Origin of the sequence: Herminiimonas sp. CN (assembly GCF_000622895.1) — a bacterium.
Lineage (GTDB): Bacteria > Pseudomonadota > Gammaproteobacteria > Burkholderiales > Burkholderiaceae_D > AVCC01.
Genome location: NZ_AVCC01000009.1, coordinates 26084 through 46488 on the forward strand (window position 1 = coordinate 26084; position 20405 = coordinate 46488).

Sequence of the window (20405 nt, forward strand, 5' to 3'; positions counted from 1 at the left end):
ACTTTACCGATTGCGAGCAAGAGGCGTAAAATATCACATTGCAGTATCCGCCGAGTTAACAGAGACAACTTGCGAGGCGGCATATAAATTTCGCTAAAGCGTCGCAGGCTCATTGGATTGGCCGCGACATTGCCAACACCGTCATAGGAGCCTGTCATGGCCAATACCTATCTTTTCACTTCCGAATCCGTATCCGAAGGTCATCCCGACAAAGTCGCCGACCAGATTTCCGATGCGATCCTGGACGCCGTGCTGGAGCAGGACCCGGCCGGCCGGGTCGCCGCCGAAACCCTGTGCAATACCGGGCTGGTGGTTCTGGCCGGCGAAATCACTTCCAGCGCGCACGTCGATTACATCCGCATCGCGCGCGACACCCTGAAGCGCATCGGCTACGACAATACCGAATACGGCATCGATTACAAGGGTTGCGCGGTAATGGTCTGCTACGACCAGCAATCGCCCGACATCGCCCAGGGCGTCAACGTAGGCCAGGGGCTGGATCTGGATCAGGGCGCCGGCGACCAGGGTCTGATGTTCGGCTATGCCTGCGACGAAACGCCGGAACTGATGCCGGCGGCGATCCACTACGCGCACCGCATCGTCGAGCGCCAGTCGCAGTTGCGCAAGGACGGCCGCCTGCCGTGGCTGCGCCCGGACGCCAAATCGCAAGTCACATTGAAATACGTGGACGGCCGCCCGGTCGCCATCGACACCATCGTGCTGTCGACCCAGCATGCGCCCGAGATGGAGCACAAGGATATCGAGGAGGCGGCGATCGAGGAAATCATCCGGCCGGTGGTGCCGCGCGAGTGGCTCAAGGAAACCCGTTACCTGATCAATCCGACCGGGCGTTTCGTGATCGGCGGGCCGCAAGGCGATTGCGGCCTGACCGGGCGCAAGATCATCGTCGATACCTACGGCGGCGCAGCGCCGCACGGCGGCGGCGCATTTTCCGGCAAGGACCCGAGCAAGGTCGACCGTTCGGCCGCCTACGCCGGCCGCTACGTGGCGAAGAACATCGTCGCCGCCGGCCTGGCCGAGCGCTGCCAGATCCAGGTCTCATACGCAATTGGCGTGGCGCGCCCGACTTCGGTCATGGTGACCACCTTCGGCACCGGCAAGATCAGCGATGAGGCACTGGCGCAACTGGTGCTGGAGCATTTCGACCTGCGCCCGAAAGGCATCGTCCAGATGCTCGACCTGCTGCGTCCGATCTACGCCAAGACCGCCGCCTACGGCCACTTCGGCCGCGAAGAGCCGGAATTCAGCTGGGAACGCACCGACAAGGCGGCCGCCCTGCGCGCCGCAGCCGGGCTGTAGCCGTCAAATGCCACGCGCCGGAACCATCGTGCGCCGCCGGCCGCCTTGCCGGGTTCGCTGCTGCATTGCGGTTGGGCTGGCGCTGCTCGGTTTGAGCGGCGCCGCCAGTCCGGCACAAGCCGAGACGGCGCCGGACTGGTGCCAGCGCCTGTCGAACCGCTTGCACAGCGTGTCGCTTGCGAGTTGCCTCAATAGCGGCTTGCTGCCGACCGGCGTCAAATCGCATAAGGGTTTTCCGATTCTTGCGCGCGATATCGCGCCGGCGAACAGCAAGAACGCAAGCAAGGCCGCGCCGCCGCTGCGCATCCTGTTGATCGGCGGCATACACGGCGATGAATTGACCTCGGTATCCATCGTGTTTCGGTGGCTGCAGTGGGCGCAGATGCCGCCGGCGCAGATGTTTCGCTGGAAAATAGTGCCGGTGGTCAATCCGGATGGCTTGCTGGCCACAAAACCGAGCCGCGTCAATGCGCACGGAGTTGATCTTAATCGCAACTTCCCGACGCCAAATTGGCAAGCCGAGGCGCCGCGTTACTGGGCTCAAACAACCCGCAGCGATCCGCGCCGCTTTCCCGGCACCGCGCCGTTGTCGGAGCCGGAAAGCCGCTGGGTGCAAAAAGAAATCGAGCGCTTCCGGCCGCAGCTGATCGTCTCGGTGCACGCACCGTTCGGCGTCCTCGATTTTGATGGAGCGGAGAAGCCGCCGCAACGCTTCGGCCACCTGATCTACAACCGCGTCGGCATCTATCCCGGGTCGCTCGGCAATTACGGCGGCCTGCACAAGAACATCCCGGTCATCACCATCGAATTGCCTAACGCCCGTGCCATGCCGCCGGACGCGGAAGTGCAGCGCATCTGGCAGGACATGTTGGACTGGATACAGCGCAATCTGCCGGCGCAGGCGCCGCCGCTGGAAGCATCGACTGCCGCATCGCGGAAACTGGCGCAATAGAAAAGTTTACAGGCTTTTTATCTGGGATATAATTCCACTCCCCAAGGAGCGTTGCAGTACTGTTTATCCCGGATGAACGGTATCAGGCTTGGGCAATTCTTACCGCAACTGCGCTCACGTTTCTTTTTTTCTAACTGAAAGGAGGGCGTGATGAACGCCGCAGTTTCCGCTTCCACCAGCAACACCAAAAATACATTCGCCGATTACGCAGTTGCCGACCTGTCCCTGGCCGATTGGGGCCGCAAGGAAATCCGCATCGCCGAAACCGAAATGCCGGGCCTGATGGCGATCCGCGAGGAATTCGCCGCAGCCCAGCCATTGAAAGGCGCGCGGATTGCCGGTTCGATCCACATGACGATCCAGACCGCGGTGCTGATCCAGACCCTGGAGGCGCTTGGCGCCGATGTGCGCTGGGCTTCCTGCAATATCTACTCGACCCAGGATCACGCCGCCGCCGCGATTGCCGCCGCCGGCACCCCGGTGTTCGCCTTCAAGGGCGAATCGCTGGATGACTACTGGGAATTCACCCACCGCATCTTCGAATGGACCGGCGCACAGCAGGCCAACATGATCCTCGACGACGGCGGCGACGCAACGCTGTTGCTGCACCTGGGCACGCGCGCCGAGCAGGATGCTTCAGTGCTGGCTAATCCGGCTTCGGAGGAAGAAATCTGCCTGTTCAATTCGATCAAGAAGCGTCTGGCCAGCCAGCCCGGCTGGTATTCGACCCGCTTGGCGCAAGTCAAGGGCGTGACCGAGGAAACCACCACCGGCGTGCACCGCTTGTACCAGATGCACAAGGACGGCAAGCTGGCGTTCCCGGCCATTAACGTCAACGACTCGGTGACCAAATCCAAGTTCGACAACCTGTACGGCTGCCGCGAATCGCTGGTCGACGGCATCAAGCGCGCCACCGACGTGATGATCGCCGGCAAGGTGGCGGTGATCGCCGGTTACGGCGACGTCGGCAAGGGTTCGGCGCAGGCGATGCGGGCCTTGTCGGCGCAGGTCTGGGTGACCGAAATCGATCCGATCTGCGCGCTGCAGGCGGCGATGGAAGGCTACCGCGTGGTGACGATGGATTACGCGGCCGCGCACGGCGACATTTTCGTCACCTGCACCGGCAACTATCACATCCTGACCCATGCGCACCTGGCGCAGATGAAGGATCAGGCGATCGTCTGCAACATCGGCCATTTCGACAACGAGATCGATGTCGCTTCGCTCAAGCAATACACCTGGGAAAACATCAAGCCGCAAGTCGATCACGTGATCTTCCCGGACGGCAAGCGCATCATCCTGCTGGCCGAAGGCCGGCTGGTGAACCTGGGCTGCGGCACCGGCCACCCGTCGTACGTGATGAGCTCGTCGTTCGCCAACCAGACCATTGCGCAGATCGAATTGTTCGCCAATACCGCCGCCTATCCGGTCGGCGTGTATACGCTGCCGAAACACCTGGATGAAAAAGTCGCGCGGCTGCAGTTGAAGAAACTCAATGCGCAGCTGACCGAACTGACCGACGAGCAGGCCGCCTACATCGGCGTGACCAAGGCCGGCCCTTACAAGCCGGAGCATTACCGGTATTAATCCGGGCCGGCCGGACCCCGCTCCAGTTTTTATAAATAGTATCGGGTATGTTTAAACTCATCGCTATTTATATGCGGAAAACATATGCTGCCATAGGCAGTATATGTTTGTTTCCGGGGTTTTCTCGGCGCGCATGCTGGTGCGCTTCATTTAACCCGAAAGGTTGCCATGCTTTTACTCGTTTCCTGGCTTATCAATACCGCAGCTTTGCTGGCCCTGCCGTACCTGATGCATTCGGTGCGGGTCGACAGCTTTGCCACTGCCTTAATCGCTGCGCTGCTGCTGGGTCTGGTCAATACGCTGATCCGGCCGCTTTTCGTGCTGCTGACCCTGCCGGTCACGGTGCTGACGATGGGCTTGTTCATTTTTGTCATCAACGGGCTGATGTTCTGGGCGGTGGCCAGCATGGTCGATGGCTTCCACGTCGGCGGTTTCTGGTCGGCGGTCGGCGGCGCCTTGCTGTTCAGCATCATTTCCTGGGCCTTGTCGGCGATCCTTCTGAAGAAATAAATGTCAAAAGAAAACTTTAGCATCGAATTTTTCCCGCCAAAAACTGCCGAAGGAGCGGAAAAACTGCGTGCGACGCGCGCAAAACTGGCCGAACTGCATCCGAAATACTTTTCGGTGACGTTCGGCGCCGGCGGCTCCACCCAGCAAGGCACGCTCGACACCGTGCTTGAAATCATGCGCGAGGGCCAGCAGGCCGCGCCGCATCTGTCCTGCGTCGGCAGCTCGAAGGAATCGATCCGCGCCATTCTGGCGGAGTTCAAGTCGCACGGGATTCGCCGGCTGGTGGCTTTGCGCGGCGATTTGCCGAGCGGTTACGGCGGCGCCGGCGAACTGCGCTACGCCAGCGAACTGGTCGAGTTCATCCGGGCCGAGACCGGCGACTGGTTCCATATCGAGGTGGCGGCCTATCCCGAAATGCACCCGCAGGCGAAGTCGCCGCAGGACGACCTGCAGAATTTTGCGCGCAAGGTGCAGGCCGGCGCGAATGCCGCGATCACCCAGTATTTCTACAATGCCGATGCGTATTTCCAGTTTCTGGACAATGCCCGCAAGCTGGGCGTGGCGGTGCCGGTGGTGCCGGGCATCATGCCGATCACTAACTATTCGCAGCTGACGCGTTTTTCCGACATGTGCGGCACTGAAATCCCGCGCTGGATCCGGCTGAAGCTGGCCAGCTTCGGCGATGATTCCGACTCGATCAAGGCCTTCGGCCTGGATGTGGTGGCGCAACTGTGCGAGCGCCTGCTGGCCGGCGGCGCGCCCGGGCTGCATTTTTACTCGATGAATCAGTCGGCGGCGACCAGCGCGATCTGGCAGCGCCTGAAGTGATCGCCGCGTAAAAAAAACAAAGCTATCAGCCGCGCGCCAGGATGCCGTCTTCGGTGACGATCGCATCCAGCGCCACGTCGTGCGCGGCAGCGCCAAACTCGGCGCGGCTGCAGGTGTAGGCGATGCCGATGGCGAGCGGCCGGGTCGAGCCGGCCAGCGTGCGGTCGTAAAAGCCGCCGCCATAGCCGAGCCGGAAGCCGGCGGCGCTAAATCCGACGCACGGAATCAGCAATGCCTGCGGCTGCAGCGGGACGATGGTCCCGGTCGGAATCGCTACCCCGAACGTATCCTTGACCAGCAGCGCGCCCGGGGTCCAGGCGGCGAATTGCAGCGGCGCATCCGGCGCCGCGACTACCGGCAGCGCCAGCTGCACCCCGGCTGCGGCCAGTTCGGCATACGCCGCATGCAAATCCGGTTCGTGGTGGATCGGCCAGTACACGCCCAGCACCGGCACCGGATGGGCGCGCCACCAGTTGGCGACGTGGCGGCCGATGGCGCTGTCGTATTCGGCGCGCTGCTGCGCTGCGATGCTGCGGCGCAGCCTGATCAGGCTGCGCCGCAGCGCGTTTTTGTCCGCTGCCGCACGGTCCGTTTGCGGTAGCTTGTCATGCGCCAAAGTATTGCCGGAATCGCGTGCTATGCTGGAAGGTGTCATACAGAATTAGTGAAAGTCGTGCTTATGTTTACCGTCGATCGAAGCGGCCGAATGCGCCGATTTGCCCGCACTGCGCTTGCCGCTGCGGCGCTGCTTCTGCTGCTGCCTGCGGCCCATGCGCAATTCAGGCAAGCCGAAGACGAGGACTTCATTGCGCTGCGCGATGCCGCGCGCCGCTCGGACGCCGATAAAACCGATCGCATTGCGTCGCGGCTGTCAAATTATGCCATCGATTCGTATGTCAACTACTACCGCATCAGGGTACACCTGAAAACTGTGCCGGAAGCTGAAATCCGCGGCTTCCTGACGCGCTATGACGGCACTGCGATTGCCGACCGCCTGCGCAACGACTGGCTGCTGGAACTCGGCCGTACGCGCGACTGGGCCAGATTCGATGAGCAGTATGCGCAATTTGCGCTCGACGACGATACCCAGCTCAAATGTTATGCGCTGATGTCGCGCATCGACAAGGGCCAGCAGGTGGCGGCGGACGCCCGCACGCTGCTGGCGGTGCCGAAGGATTACGGCGTTGCGTGCGTGGCCTTGCTGACGCGGCTGGCCGAAACCGGGCAGTTCGACCAGAATGACCTGTGGGAGCAAGTCCGGCTGGCGGCCGAGGTCAACAATCTGGCGCTGGCGCGGCAAGTGACCGCGCTGGTCGATTCGCCGATGGTCGAAAAAGTGGCGGTCGCCATCAGCCAGCCGGCGCTGGCCGCAGCTTACGGCCCCGGCAACGGGCGCGGCGCGCATGAGGCCTATCTGATCGCGCTCGGCCGCCTCGCCAAAACCAGCCCGGAGCAGGCCGTGCGCGCGTTGTCCGGCAATGGTGCTGTCTTGACGCCGCGGGAGCAGGCGCAGGCGTGGGCGCAGATCGCCTTGCCGGCCTCGTTCAGCCTGGCGCCGGAAGCGGCCGCTTACTGGCGCCGTGCCGATGGCGCCCGCCTGTCCCTGGAAGGGTATCAGTGGCGCGCGCGCGCGGCCCTGCGCGCCGGCGACTGGAAGCAAGTCGGCGCAGCCATCGATGCGATGCCGGCCAAGCTGCGCGGCGACGCCACCTGGGTCTACTGGTCGGCGCGGGCGCTGAAGGCGCAAGGGCAGAGCGAGGCGGCGCAACAGCTGTTCGCCTCGATTGCCGACCAGACCAATTTTTACGGCCAGCTGGCGATCGAGGAAAGCGGCCGCAAGATCACCATTCCTGCCAGCGCCGCCAAGCCCGCGCCAAGCGAAGTGGCGGCGATGGCGGCGAATCCGGGTTTGCGCCGGGCAATGAAGTTTTTCCAGATGAATTTGCGCTTCGAAGGCGTCCGCGAATGGAACTGGGAGCTGCGCAAGATGAGCGATCGCCAGCATCTGGCGGCAGCCGAATTCGCGCGCCAGAACAACGTGCTGGACCGGATGGTCAACACCTCCGACCGCACCAGGGCCGAGGTCGATTTCGAGCAGCGCTTTCCGACCCCGTTTCGCGACATCATGCACGCCAACACGCAGCGGCTGGGAATCGACATGGCCTGGGTCTACGGGCTGATCCGGCAGGAGTCGCGCTTCATCATGGATGCGCGCTCGCAGGTCGGCGCGTCCGGCCTGATGCAGATCATGCCGGCCACCGCCAGGTGGGTTGCCAACAAGATCGGCTTCGGCGACTTCGCGCCGGCCCGCGTCAACGAGATCGACACCAACATCCTGCTCGGCACCAATTACCTGAATATCGTGCTTAACGATCTGGACGGCTCGCAGGCGCTGGCAACCGCTGCCTACAATGCCGGCCCGGCCCGCCCGCGCGCTTGGCGCTCGACCCTGCCGGGCACGGTGGAAGGCGCGATCTTTGCCGAGACCATCCCGTTTTCGGAAACCCGGGGCTACGTCAAGAACGTATTGTCGAACGCAACGTATTATGCGGCCCTGTTCGACGGCCAGCCGCAGTCGCTCAAGGAGCGCTTGGGCACGGTGGGGCCGAAGCAGTAACCGCGCATCGTCCGTGAAATACGTGAAAAATAGGGAGTATGGCTATTTTCATTGGGTTTTAAGCATGATTTAATTGCGGTAATTAAATATACAATGTGTAGTATTTGCCATGTTTCTTTTGAGTACTATTTCAGCCAAGATGCAGGGAGTGATAGCACATGCGATACCCAACCGTGTTAGTGATCGGCGGCAGCGGATTCATCGGCAGCAGCCTGGTCGCGCAATTGTCCAGCGCCGGCCATGCGGTAATCGTGCCGACCCGCCGCCGCGAGCGCGCCAAGCATCTGATCACGCTGCCGACGGTCGATGTGGTCGAGGCCGACGTGCACGACGAGACGGTCCTGCGCCGCCTGATGCAGGATGCCGATGCAGTAATCAATCTGGTGGGGATACTGCATTCGCGGCCGGGCAAGCGAGGTGCTCCGTACGGCCCGGATTTCGCCCGCGCCCATGTCGCATTGCCGAAACGCATCGTCGCAGCCTGTGCGGCCAGCGGCGTATCGCGCTATCTGCACATGAGCGCGCTCGGTGCTGACGTGAACGGGCCATCGATGTACCAGCGTTCGAAGGCTGCCGGCGAGGCTGCTGCGTGGTCCGAGCCGGGCCTGAAGACCACCGTGTTCCGGCCTTCCGTGGTGTTTGGCGCAGGAGACCATTTCCTGAACATGTTTGCGGCGATGCAAAGGATATTTCCGGTGTTTCCACTCGGATGCGCGCAGGCGAAATTCCAGCCGATCCATGTCGAGGACGTGGCGCGCGCGTACGTCAATGCGCTGGCCTGCGAGCAAACCGTCGGCCATACCTATGAACTGGCCGGGCCGACTGTCTACAGCCTGCGCCAGTTGGTGCAGCTGGCCGGCCTGTACGCCGGTTGTCCGCGCACTATCATCGCACTGCCGGATTGGCTCGCGCGGCTGCAGGCGCTGCTGCTGGAATATGCGCCGTTCGGCCCGCTGATGAGCCGCGACAATGTGGCTTCGATGCAGGTCGATAATGTGGCAAAAGCGCCGATTGCGCCGGAGTTGGGAATTACGCCAGCGGCGCTGGAAGCGGTGGCGCCGTACTATTTATCGGGCGGCTCGCCGCGCGCGCGCTACGACGATTACCGCACCGGCGCGCACCGTTAACAATTATCAAAGTCATCAGGAAAGATCGCCGTGCAAATCACCGATTCCGATACCACTCTGTCCGACACCCTGACCAACGGCGGCAAACCCGGCCTGCGGCTGGTGATCGGCAACAAGAATTACTCGTCCTGGTCGATGCGGCCGTGGGTTGCGATGACGGCGTTCGGCATTCCCTTCGAGGAAAGCCGCATCCTGCTGGACCGGCCCGACACCGCCACCCGTATCGCCGAGGTTTGTGCGGCCGGACGGGTGCCGGTGCTGCAGGCCGGCGCCATCACGGTCTGGGATTCGCTGGCGATCTGCGAATACCTGGCCGAGCAGTTCCCCGACCTGCACCTGTGGCCGCAGGATGTCGCCGCCCGCGCGATGGCGCGCAGCATCTGCGCCGAGATGCATTCCGGTTTCACCGGCCTGCGCAGCGCGATGTCGATGAATATCCGCATGTCGTTCCCCGGCAAGGGGCGCACGCCCGAAGCCCAGGCCGACATCGGACGCATCTGCGAAATCTGGGAGGAATGCCTGGCGCGCTTCGGCCACCATCAATTCCTGTTCGGCGCGTTTTCGATTGCCGACGCCTACTATGCGCCGGTGGTGATGCGCTTCCGCAGTTATCAGGTGTCGCTGGCGCCGGCGCTGCAGGCGTATGCGGACCGGGTTGCGGCCCACCCGGCGGTGGCGCAATGGATGCGCGAGGCGCTGGCCGAGCCGGAGCGCTCGGCCAAGTACGACGCCGGCCCGGCCTGATGTTGCCGGATTGATTCCGATGGAAATCTATACGGTCGGCGGCGCGGTGCGCGATGCGCTGCTGGGCTTGCCGGTGCAGGACCGCGATTTCGTGGTGGTCGGCGCCACCCCGCAGCAGATGCTGCAGCGCGGCTTCACCCCGGTGGGCAAGGATTTTCCGGTATTTCTCCATCCGAAAACGCACGAGGAATACGCGCTGGCGCGCACCGAACGCAAGACCGCGCCCGGCTACAGGGGCTTCCTGCTTCACGCCGATTCCGAGGTCACGCTGGAGCAGGATCTGGCGCGGCGCGACCTGACCATCAATGCGATCGCCCGCGCCGGGGACGGCAGCCTGATCGATCCGTTCGGCGGCCAGCGCGACCTGGCGGCGCGGGTGTTCCGCCATGTCTCGGCGGCGTTTGCCGAAGACCCGGTGCGGATCCTGCGGCTGGCCCGCTTTGCCGCCCGCTTTGCGCTGCCGCCGCATGATTTTCAGGTGGCGCCGGAAACCAATCTGCTGATGCGGCAAATGGTGGCCGCCGGCGAAGTCGATGCGCTGGTGCCGGAGCGGATCTGGCAGGAACTGGCGCGCGGTCTGCAGGAAGCGTTGCCGTCGCGCATGTTTGCGGTGTTGCGCGACTGCGGTGCGCTGGCGCGCCTGCTGCCTGAACTGGACGCGCTGTGGGGCGCGCGTTCGCGGCGCCATCCGGAAACCGATGCCGGCCTGCAGGCGATGCTGGCCATCGATGTTGCTGCGCGACAAAATATGGCCTTGCCGGGCCGATTTGCGGTATTGCTGCACGATCTGGATATGGTTGCGGTGGCAGCGGTATGCGAGCGCCTGCGGGTGCCGCACGATTGCCGCGACCTCGCTCTGCTGACCGCGCGCGAATACGCTGCGGTCAGCGCTGCGCGGCAACTCGACGCCGATGCGATCGTGTGCCTGATCGAGCGTTGCGACGCGTTGCGCAAGCCGCAGCGGTTTGCCGGCCTGCTGCAGGCGGTCGCATGCAGCGGACAGGGCGGCGCGGATCAACCGCAGCCTGAGCATCTGCTGGCGGCGCTGGCGGCCGTGCAGGCGGTCGATGCCGGCCGGGTTGCTGCGGACATCGCGCAAGCGTATCCGGGCCAGCCGCAACGCATCGCGCCGGCACTCCATGCGGCGCGGACGGCGGCGCTCGCGGCGCTGCTCAGAGCAGGTGCATCCGGGCCGTAATGTGCTGCGGGAAAGCCGGCCGGCGCGGAATGTGGTATCGTTATTGTGCACTGCACAATAAGAGGCGCCAACATGAGCACAATCGAGAAACCCAAGCAAGATTTACCGGCCCCGGCCGGCGACGCGACGAGCAAGCTGACGGTTCGCGTCAAGGAACTGTCCGAGCGCGACCGGCGCCGTATTCTGCGGCATTTTCTGGCGCTGGATGATGAAGACCGCACCTTGCGCTTCGGCATGCGTCTGAACGATGAGCTGATTGTCCGGTATGTGAGTCAGCTTGATTTTTCGCGCGACACCATCTTCGGCGTGTACGACAGCAAGTTCAAGCTGGTCGGCGTCGGTCATCTGGCGTTTGCCCCGCGCGAAACTTACCCGGACTCGGTGTCTGCCACGCTGAAAGAGCGGATCGCCGAATTCGGCGTTTCGGTCAGCGTCAGCGGGCGCGGCCAGGGAGTCGGCTCGAAGCTGTTCGAGCGCGCCGCCATCCATTGCCGCAATGCCGATGTCGATACGCTCTACATGCATTGCCTGACCTCGAATCGGGTGATGATCCATATCGCCAAAAAGGCCGGGATGGAGATCCACCGCGATTATGGCGAAGCCGATGCCTATCTGACGCTGCTGCCCGCCAGTCCCGGCACCGTGTTCAAGGAGGCGGTGCAGGAGCAGGTCGCCAGTCTCGATTACGCGCTCAAGGCCAACACCCGCGCTGCGGTCAAGTGGCTGTCAAGCCTGCCCGGCTTCAAGGAAGGTTGATTCCTTCCGTTTTGGCTTGGAAATATACTGCAGTATGTAATTATTAATTACGCAGTTAAATAGTGTTTGATTGCATTATTTTTTGATATACCCGCCATATTTGTAAAATGTAACGGACTATTCGGCAATTCCTGCCGGTGCGATTGATAGTCGATTGATAATCGCGACAGGTCCGATGCGTACCGCCTATACTGTTTTCATGACAAGCATGGAGACCGGCATGGACTTTCAACCCTGGGACAATCCGATGGGCACCGACGGCTTCGAGTTCATCGAATACGCGGCGCCGGATCCGAAGGCGCTGGGCGCGATATTCGAGCAGATGGGCTTTGCCGCGATTGCCCGCCACCGCCACAAGGATGTGACGCTGTACCGTCAGGGTGAGATCAACTTCCTCATCAATGCCGAGCCGGATTCGTTCGCGCAGCGCTTTGCGCGCCAGCACGGACCGTCGATCTGCGCGATCGCATTCCGCGTCAGGGACGCGGCGTTCGCCTACCGGCGCGCGCTGGGCCTGGGCGCCTGGGGTTTCGACAACCGGACCGGCCCGATGGAACTGAGCATCCCGGCCATCAAGGGCATCGGCGATTCGCTGATCTACTTCGTCGACCGCTGGCGCGGCAAGGATGCAGCGAGCGGCGCATCGCCGGGCGGCGCCGGCGCGATCGGCGACATCAGCATCTACGACGTCGATTTCGTCGCATTGCCCGGTGCTCAAGCCAATCCGGCCGAAGCTGTGAAAGGAGCGGGCCTGACCTACATCGATCACCTGACCCACAACGTGCACCGCGGCCGCATGAAGGAATGGGCCGAGTTTTACGAGAACCTGTTCAATTTCCGCGAAGTGCGCTACTTCGACATCGAGGGCAAGCTGACCGGCCTGAAATCGAAGGCGATGACTTCGCCCTGCGGCAAGATTCGCATCCCGATCAACGAATCGTCCGACGACCAGTCGCAAATCGCCGAATACCTGACCCTGTACCACGGCGAAGGCATCCAGCACATTGCGCTCGGCACCGACAACATCTACGCCACGGTGCAGCAGATGCAGGCGCGCCAGGTGATGTTCCAGCACACCGTGGACAGCTATTACGATCTGGTCGAGCGCCGTCTGCCCGCGCATGGCGAAGACCTGGAGGCGTTGCGCCGGCTGAATATCCTGATCGACGGCAACAGCAACGCGAGCCAGCGCGCATTGCTGCTGCAAATCTTCACCCGAACCGTGATCGGCCCGATTTTTTTCGAAATCATCCAGCGCAAGGGCGACCAGGGTTTCGGCGAGGGCAATTTCCGCGCATTGTTTGAATCAATCGAGCTCGACCAGATCAAACGTGGTGTGCTCAAGGACGATCGCGGCGGAGTGGTTCAGTAGTTCAGTAGCAGAGGGCGCGCCGCAGCCGATTTTCATGAATCGATCGCATTATGGACAAGCAGGACAAGCAGGACAAGCATCCGAATACCGATAATTTCTTTGCCGCCGTGGCGGAAAAGTCGCATGGCGCCGCCCTGCGCGGCGACTACACCCACGCCGATGCCGAGTACGTGGTCAGGCAGGACTGGCAGGCCTACACGCCCGAACAGCACGCGCTGTGGCGCCGGCTGTACCAGCGCCAGGCCAGACTGGTGCCGGGGCGCGCCTGCGACGAATTTCTCAAGGGGATGGCCAAGCTGGATGCGGCCGCCGGCATACCCGATCTGGCGCAGGTTTCCGACATCCTGTCTGCCGCCACCGGCTGGCGGCTGGTGGCGGTGCCCGGGCTGGTGCCGGAACTGACTTTCTTCACCCATCTGGCGCATCGCCGCTTTCCGGTCACGGTCTGGCTGCGCGAGCCGGAGGAATTCGATTATATTGTCGAACCGGACCTGTTCCACGACTTCTTCGGCCATGTGCCGTTGCTGCTGGACCCGGTGTTTGCCGATTACTTGCAGCGTTACGGCCAAGCCGGGCTGAAGGCGCTGAAGCTCGACGGGCTGGAGTATCTGGCGCGGCTGTACTGGTACACGATCGAATTCGGCCTGATCCAGACCCCGCAGGGTTTGCGCATCTATGGCGCCGGCATCCTGTCGTCCGGCGGCGAGGTCGAATATTCCCTGCACAGCCCGCTGCCGCACCGCATTCCACTGGACGTGGAGCGGGTGATGCGCACCTTGTACAAGATCGATACCTATCAGGAAACCTATTTCGTGATCCCGAATTTCCAGCAATTGTTCGAGGAAACCGAGCCGGATTTCACGCCGGTCTATGCCCGCCTGAAAGCGCTGGCAGCGCTGCCAGCCGATACCCTGCTGCCGGGTGAGGCGGAGCTCGGAATTGCCGCGCCTGCATGATGCATGTTGCGTTGCGCAATGAGTAAAACCGGCTGCTGTGCTACCCTGAAGAAAGTCAAAACATAAAAGCAGTTTGCTCACAAGGCAAGCTCGTTTGACAGCGAAATCATCGCACCCAAAGACATAATTTTTGGCACGGAGACAAATCTATGAATGCACCACTACCCGCCGGGCAGTCGCAAGCGCTTGCGCCGCAGTTCGACGACGCCATTTCCCTCGACGACAAATTCACGCTGGAACGCGGCCGCGCCTTCATGACCGGCACCCAGGCGCTGATCCGGCTGGCGCTGCTGCAGCGCCAGCGCGACCAGGCCGCCGGCCTGAATACCGCCGGCTACATCACCGGCTATCGCGGCTCGCCGCTGGGCAGCGTCGATCTGACCGCGATGAAGGCGAAACAGCATCTGGACGCCCACAATATCAAGTTCCAGCCCGGCCTGAACGAAGACCTGGCCGCCACCAGCGTCTGGGGCACGCAGCAGGTCAATCTGTTTCCGGACGCCAAAGTCGATGGCGTGTTCGGCATCTGGTACGGCAAGGGCCCGGGCGTGGACCGCTGCGGCGACGTCTTCAAGCACGCCAACATGGCCGGCAGCGCCCCGCTGGGCGGGGTGCTGGTGCTGGCCGGCGACGACCATGCGGCCAAATCCTCGACTACCGCGCACCAGAGCGAACACATCCTGAAAGCCTGCGGCATCCCGGTGCTGTACCCATCCTCGGTGCAGGAATACCTCGATTACGGCCTGCACGGGCTGGCGATGAGCCGTTACACCGGCCTGTGGGTGGCGATGAAATGCGTGACCGACATCGTCGAATCCGGCGCCTCGGTCGATCTCGATCCGGACCGGGTCCAGATCCGGTTGCCGGCCGACTTCGACCTGCCGGCAGGCGGCCTGAATATCCGCTGGCCGGACGCCGTGCTGGAGCAGGAAGCGCGGATGAACAATTACAAATGGTACGCGGCGCTGGCCTACGCCCGTGCCAACCAGCTCAACAAAATCATCTGGGATGCGCCGCAAGCGAAGATCGGCATCATCACCGCCGGCAAGTCGTATCTGGACACGCGCCAGGCGCTGGCCGACCTCGGCATCGACGCGCATGTTGCGCGCGAGATCGGCATCCGGCTTTACAAGATCGGCATGACCTGGCCGCTGGAAGCGCAGGGCGTGCACGAATTCGCGCAGGGGCTGGAAGAAATCCTGGTGGTGGAGGAGAAGCGTCAGATACTGGAATACCAGCTCAAGGAAGAACTGTACAACCTGCCGGATGCCGAGCGCCCGCGCGTGGTCGGCAAGTTCGATGACACCGGCGAGTGGAGCAACCCGCACCGTGCCGGCCACGGCGACTGGCTGCTGCCGGCCACTTACGAGTTGAATCCGGCGCAAATTGCGCGCGCGATCGCGTCGCGCATCTCGAAGTATTTTGCCGGCCATCCGGCCGAGGCGCGCGTCAGGGAGCGCATCGCCTATCTGGAAGCCAAGGAAGCGGTGCTGCAGGTCAGCGTCAAGCCGAATCCGGCCACGGACCGCATCCCGCATTTCTGCTCCGGCTGCCCGCACAATACCTCGACCAAGGTGCCGGACGGCAGCCGTGCGCTGGCCGGCATCGGCTGCCATTACATGGTGCTGTGGATGGAGCGCGAAACATCCACCTTCACCCACATGGGCGCCGAAGGCGTGACCTGGGTCGGTCATGCGCCGTTCACCAGCGAGAAGCATGTGTTCGCCAATTTGGGCGACGGCACTTATCAGCATTCGGGCCTGCTGGCGATCCGCGCCGCAGTCGCCGCCAAGGTGAATATCACCTACAAGATCCTGTTCAACGATGCGGTTGCGATGACCGGCGGCCAGCCGTTCGACGGCCCGCAGGACCCGGCGATGATTTCGCGCCAGATCGCCGCCGAAGGCGTGACGCCGATCATCATCGTCACCGACGAGCCGGACAAGTATCCGTCCGACACCAGTTGGGCGCCGGGCGTCACCATCCGCCATCGCCGCGAACTCGATGCGGTGCAGCGCGAGCTGCGCGAGATCGAGGGCGTGTCGGCGATGATCTACGACCAGACCTGCGCGTCCGAGAAGCGCCGCCGCAGGAAGCGCAATGCCTACCCTGACCCGGCCAAGCGCGTCGTCATCAACGAGGCGGTGTGCGAGGGCTGCGGCGACTGCAGCGTGCAATCGAACTGCCTGTCGGTCGAGCCGCTGGAAACCGAGTTCGGCCGCAAGCGCCAGATCAACCAGTCGTCCTGCAACAAGGATTTTTCCTGCGTCAGCGGCTTTTGCCCGAGCTTCGTCACGGTCGAAGGCGGCCAGCTGAAGAAGCCGAAAAAGGCCGGCATCTCCGGCAAAAACGCGGGCAAGAACGCGGATATAACCGGCGCGGCGATCTTGCCGCAGCCGGTGTTGCCAGATACCAGGGCGCCGTTCGGCATCCTGGTTACCGGCATCGGCGGCACCGGCGTGGTCACGGTCGGCCAGATCCTGGCGATGGCTGCGCATCTGGAAGGCAAGGGCTGCTCGGTGCTCGACATGAGCGGCCTGGCCCAGAAGGGCGGGCCGGTGATGTCGCATGTGCTTTTGTCCGACCACCAGCAGGAGATCCACTCGACCCGGGTCGGCACCGGCGCGGCCGATCTGGTGATCGGCTGCGACGTGATCGTTACTGCCAGCCGCGATGCGCTGTCGCGCATGGGCGAGGGGCGCACCTTTGCCGCGATCAACTCGACCGCCACGCCGACCGCCGCCTTCGTCAAGAATCCGGACTGGCAATACCCGGGCGCAGCGGCCGAGAGCAGCATCCGCGCCGCCTGCGGCAGCGCCAACGTCGATGTGATCGACGCCGGCAACCTCGCCACTGCGCTGATGGGCGACGCGATCGCCACCAATATGTTCATGCTCGGCTACGCCTGGCAAAAGGGCTGGGTGCCGCTGTCGGAGGCCGCCATCGTGCGCTCGATCGAACTGAACGGCGTCTCGGTCGACTTCAATCTGAAATCGTTCGTATGGGGCCGCACCGCAGCGCATGACCCGGCGGCGGTGCAGCGCCTGGCGGCGCCGGCCCAGGTGATTGAAATCAAGCGGCCGCCGACCTTGGACGACATCGTTGCCAAGCGCAGCGCTGTCCTGACCGCGTACCAGAACGCCCGTTACGCGCAGCAATACGGCGATTTTGTCGCCCAGGTGAAGGCGGTGGAATCGGCACTGGTTGCGGCCGGCAAGCCGCTGCGCCTGACCGAAGCGGTGGCGCGCTATTACTTCAAGCTGATGGCCTACAAGGACGAGTACGAAGTGGCGCGGCTCTATACCACCGGTGCATTTGCCGACAAGGTGGCGGCCATGTTCGAAGGCGATGTCAGGCTGAAATTCCACCTGGCGCCGCCGCTGTTCGCCAAGCGCGACAATAAAGGCCATCTGATCAAGCAGGAATTCGGCCCGTGGATGATGAAAGCCTTCGGCCTGCTGGCCAAATGCAAGGCTGTGCGCGGCACCGCGCTGGATATTTTCGGCTACACCGACGAACGCAAGACCGAGCGCGCCCTGATTGCCGAGTACCGCAACACGATCGTGCAATTGCTGCCGAAATTAACGACAGACAACCTGTCGAAAGCGGTAGCGATTGCCAGTATCCCGGAAGATATCCGCGGCTTCGGTCACGTCAAGGAACGGCATCTGGCTGCAGCCAAGCAGAAGGAAGCTGGATTGATAGCCGGGTTCGAGGCCCCGCATGCCGCCAAGGTGATTCCGATTGGGGCGGTGGGCAAGCAGGTGGCATGACGCGTAGCGGGTGAGCAGGTTTGCCCGCTCGATGACGTGTTTCAAAAGGAAAACAGCCGGCATATTCTTGTATGCCGGCTGTTTTCATTGCAGCGCCAAAATCAGGGTCAAATGATTCAGCCCTTGAGCTGCTTTCTGTCGCGTCATAGTGCGATTGCCAGCCCCAGCAGCAACCCCAGAAAAGCACCAGCGGCAAGGAACAGGCTTGGTTTCGGGAAATAAGGCGCATCGTCTACATGGACCGCATTCATCACGCTGGTCGGATAGGTTTGCGCCGGTGCCAGCACCTCATCCAGCGAAGTCCGCTCTGCCATGAGCTTGCGCAGTTCAAGTTCTTTGGCGTCCAGCAGGTTCAGCGCAACGATGTTGGGTGCAAACAGGGTATCCGACGGATTTTCCAACACTCGCCAGGCGTGTTTTCAGCCTTGCACGCTCAGCTTGCGTCGCTGAAACCGGTTTAACCTTTGTTCTGCAGCTGCATTGTCAGGCGCTTCTCCGAGGGGGAAACAGCGCGTTATGGGATGCAATCAGTGCATCCGCCGCTGCGGCAAGATTCTTCCCTGCCTCTTCTTTTGAGAAGCCCGTCCGCGCTCGACCTGCTTTATACCTGGCCCTCGATTGATGGTTTATTCTGGAGTATGGCTGTAAATACGTTATTCGCCGCATGATTTGTATGTGGTGAATAAATATACGTTATCTAGTATATTTATTGACTCAGGAAGTTTGCCAGATCATCACTTGAAATTGATTAGGCATTCCGTGCCGAAGCCCTGCATCATGGCTTCGATTTTCATCTGCAATCGAATGGACACCGATTACACGGTCCCGAACAGTTTCCCGCCCTCTACGCAGTAAGAACGATCGGCTCATGCAAAACATCATATCCATAGCAAATCTTTCCAAGACCTACGCCTCCGGCTACCAGGCCCTCAAAAACATCAATCTGGACATCCGCCGTGGAGAAATCCTGGCATTGCTCGGTCCCAATGGCGCCGGAAAGACTACGCTGATTAGCTGCATCTGCGGCATCCTGAATATATCCGAGGGAACGGTCCGGGTAGACGGGCACGACATCGTCACCGATTTTCGTGCCACGCGATCCCTGATCGGTCTGGTACCGCAAGAACTGACCACCGATGCCTTCGAAACGGTATGGGCGACGGTATCCTTCAGCCGTGGACTGTTCGGCAAGCCGGCCAGTCCCGCCTACATCGAAAAAATTCTCAAGGACCTGTCGTTATGGGAAAAGCGGGATAACAAACTGATCACCCTGTCCGGCGGCATGAAGCGCCGTGTGCTGATTGCAAAGGCGTTGTCGCACGAGCCGCAGATCCTGTTTCTGGACGAGCCGACCGCCGGCGTCGATGTCAACCTGCGGCACGACATGTGGCAACTGATTCGCGCTCTGAGGGATAGCGGCGTGACCATCATCCTGACCACCCACTACATTGACGAGGCCGAAGATATGGCCGACAGAATCGGCGTAATCAATAAGGGCGAGATCCTCCTGATTGAGGACAAGAAAGAACTGATGCGAAAACTGGGCAAGAAACTGCTGACGCTGCAACTGGAGCAACCGCTGGTGCGCATCCCGAGCGAACTTGCCGCCTACAACCTGAATCTGTCGAACGATGGCAGTCAATTGATCTATACCTACGCGGCGGAAGGGGAGAGGGTCGCCATTATTTCGCTGCTCAATGCCGTGAGCGCAGTGGGTATCGGATTCAAGGATATTCAGACAACGCAGAGTTCGCTTGAAAATATTTTCGTCAACCTGATAAAGGACGGGCAATGAACTTCCACGCAATCCGCGCAATGTATGTGTTCGAAATGGCGCGCGCCTGGCGAACCTTGTTGCAAAGCATCATCGCCCCGGTAATCTCGACCTCGCTGTATTTTGTAGTCTTCGGAGCCGCATTAGGCTCGCGCATCACCGAGATCGACGGCATCAGCTATGGCGCATTCATCGTCCCGGGATTGGTCATGCTGTCGTTGCTCACGCAAAGCGTCTCGAATGCCTCTTTTGGAATCTACTTCCCCAAGTTCACCGGAACCATCTATGAGCTGCTGTCGGCGCCAGTGTCGTATCGGGAGATCGTGGTGAGCTATGTCGGTGCCGCCGCGACGAAGTCGATATTTCTCGGCGTGATCATTTTGGCCACAGCTGGAATATTCGTTCCGCTGCAGGTGTTGCATCCCGTTTGGATGATTCTGTTCCTCGTACTAACGGCGGTGACTTTTAGCCTGTTCGGTTTCATCATCGGCATTTGGGCCGACAATTTCGAGAAGCTGCAATTGGTTCCGCTGCTGATAATCACACCGCTGACGTTCCTTGGCGGTAGCTTCTATTCCATCAAGATGCTGCCGCCGATCTGGCACACGATCAGCCTGTTCAACCCGGTGGTTTACCTGATCAGCGGATTCCGCTGGAGTTTCTACGGCAATGCCGATGTGAATATTGCGATCAGTCTCAGCATGACCGTTGTGTTTCTGGCCGTCTTCCTGGCGATCGTGGCGTGGATATTCAAGACAGGTTACCGACTCAAGTATTAACCTGGGTTTTTTGCGCAAAGCCTCGGACTCTCCAACATGCTTACGCCTCAGTTGCCGAGCATGGCGTAGTTTCGCGGGCGGGACTCCAGGATCGGGGCGACGCCAGTACGGC

Annotated in this window: 17 protein-coding genes and 1 riboswitch; of the genes, 15 read left to right on the top strand and 2 right to left on the bottom strand. The window is 61.7% G+C overall.

What is annotated here, in order from left to right; genetic code table 11:
• Window positions 1-156: 156 nt before the first annotated feature.
• The 5 genes from metK to metF all read left to right on the top strand — a co-directional run bounded on the left by metK (window position 157) and on the right by metF (window position 5197).
• Entirely contained in the window at window positions 157-1320 is a 1164-nt protein-coding gene (gene metK, locus HMCN_RS0103690; RefSeq protein ID WP_025916109.1) for a methionine adenosyltransferase, read from the top strand.
• 7 nt (window positions 1321-1327) lie between these two features.
• Window positions 1328-2272, top strand: a complete 945-nt coding sequence (locus tag HMCN_RS0103695; protein ID WP_025916110.1) for a M14 family murein peptide amidase A — start codon at window positions 1328-1330, stop codon at window positions 2270-2272.
• A 37-nt stretch (window positions 2273-2309) separates the two neighbouring features.
• A riboswitch (S-adenosyl-L-homocysteine riboswitch) is annotated at window positions 2310-2395 on the top strand.
• A 27-nt stretch (window positions 2396-2422) separates the two neighbouring features.
• The gene (ahcY, locus tag HMCN_RS0103700; RefSeq protein ID WP_025916111.1) at window positions 2423-3859 is read left to right on the top strand and encodes an adenosylhomocysteinase; all 1437 of its coding nucleotides are present in this window, start codon (window positions 2423-2425) and stop codon (window positions 3857-3859) included.
• A 168-nt stretch (window positions 3860-4027) separates the two neighbouring features.
• Window positions 4028-4369 carry a phage holin family protein gene (locus tag HMCN_RS0103705; protein ID WP_025916112.1) on the top strand — a complete coding sequence of 114 codons (342 nt, stop codon included), beginning with the start codon at window positions 4028-4030 and terminating at the stop codon, window positions 4367-4369.
• The gene (gene metF / locus HMCN_RS0103710; protein ID WP_025916113.1) at window positions 4370-5197 is read left to right on the top strand and encodes a methylenetetrahydrofolate reductase [NAD(P)H]; all 828 of its coding nucleotides are present in this window, start codon (window positions 4370-4372) and stop codon (window positions 5195-5197) included. It abuts the gene before it with no gap.
• A gap of 25 nt (window positions 5198-5222) precedes the next feature.
• On the opposite strand, the gene HMCN_RS0103715 is transcribed toward metF, so the two are convergent.
• On the bottom strand, window positions 5223-5852 hold the full coding sequence (locus HMCN_RS0103715; protein ID WP_051566753.1) for a 5-formyltetrahydrofolate cyclo-ligase: 630 nt from the start codon (window positions 5850-5852) through the stop codon (window positions 5223-5225).
• Window positions 5853-5903: 51 nt separating this feature from the next.
• Here HMCN_RS0103715 and HMCN_RS0103720 point away from each other — a divergent pair, with 51 nt between their 5' ends.
• The 8 genes from HMCN_RS0103720 (at window position 5904) to HMCN_RS0103755 (ending at window position 17740) form a co-directional block, all read left to right on the top strand.
• Complete coding sequence (locus tag HMCN_RS0103720) at window positions 5904-7814, top strand: lytic transglycosylase domain-containing protein (protein WP_035625681.1); 1911 nt, start codon at window positions 5904-5906, stop codon at window positions 7812-7814.
• Window positions 7815-7972: 158 nt separating this feature from the next.
• The gene (locus tag HMCN_RS0103725; protein ID WP_025916116.1) at window positions 7973-8941 is read left to right on the top strand and encodes a complex I NDUFA9 subunit family protein; all 969 of its coding nucleotides are present in this window, start codon (window positions 7973-7975) and stop codon (window positions 8939-8941) included.
• A 30-nt stretch (window positions 8942-8971) separates the two neighbouring features.
• Window positions 8972-9685: a glutathione S-transferase family protein gene (locus HMCN_RS0103730; RefSeq protein WP_025916117.1), complete on the top strand. Its 714-nt coding sequence runs from the start codon at window positions 8972-8974 to the stop codon at window positions 9683-9685.
• A gap of 19 nt (window positions 9686-9704) precedes the next feature.
• The gene (locus HMCN_RS0103735) at window positions 9705-10883 is read left to right on the top strand and encodes a multifunctional CCA addition/repair protein (protein WP_025916118.1); all 1179 of its coding nucleotides are present in this window, start codon (window positions 9705-9707) and stop codon (window positions 10881-10883) included.
• Between the two features lie 72 nt (window positions 10884-10955).
• Window positions 10956-11639 carry a GNAT family N-acetyltransferase gene (locus HMCN_RS0103740; RefSeq protein WP_025916119.1) on the top strand — a complete coding sequence of 228 codons (684 nt, stop codon included), beginning with the start codon at window positions 10956-10958 and terminating at the stop codon, window positions 11637-11639.
• 220 nt (window positions 11640-11859) lie between these two features.
• Window positions 11860-13011: a 4-hydroxyphenylpyruvate dioxygenase gene (gene hppD, locus HMCN_RS0103745; protein ID WP_025916120.1), complete on the top strand. Its 1152-nt coding sequence runs from the start codon at window positions 11860-11862 to the stop codon at window positions 13009-13011.
• A 50-nt stretch (window positions 13012-13061) separates the two neighbouring features.
• A complete protein-coding gene (gene phhA / locus HMCN_RS0103750; RefSeq protein WP_025916121.1) occupies window positions 13062-13967 on the top strand; it encodes a phenylalanine 4-monooxygenase in 906 nt (301 codons plus the stop codon).
• Window positions 13968-14116: 149 nt separating this feature from the next.
• The gene (locus HMCN_RS0103755; RefSeq protein WP_025916122.1) at window positions 14117-17740 is read left to right on the top strand and encodes an indolepyruvate ferredoxin oxidoreductase family protein; all 3624 of its coding nucleotides are present in this window, start codon (window positions 14117-14119) and stop codon (window positions 17738-17740) included.
• 143 nt (window positions 17741-17883) lie between these two features.
• Here the strand turns inward: HMCN_RS0103755 and HMCN_RS0103760 are convergent, their stop codons facing one another.
• Window positions 17884-18141, bottom strand: coding sequence for a hypothetical protein (locus tag HMCN_RS0103760; RefSeq protein WP_025916123.1), 258 nt, complete (start codon window positions 18139-18141; stop codon window positions 17884-17886).
• 467 nt (window positions 18142-18608) lie between these two features.
• Here HMCN_RS0103760 and HMCN_RS0103765 point away from each other — a divergent pair, with 467 nt between their 5' ends.
• A complete protein-coding gene (locus HMCN_RS0103765; protein WP_025916124.1) occupies window positions 18609-19535 on the top strand; it encodes an ABC transporter ATP-binding protein in 927 nt (308 codons plus the stop codon).
• Window positions 19532-20293, top strand: a complete 762-nt coding sequence (locus HMCN_RS0103770) for an ABC transporter permease (protein WP_025916125.1) — start codon at window positions 19532-19534, stop codon at window positions 20291-20293. The genes HMCN_RS0103765 and HMCN_RS0103770 overlap by 4 nt, the downstream gene beginning before the upstream one ends.
• Window positions 20294-20405 lie beyond the last annotated feature (112 nt).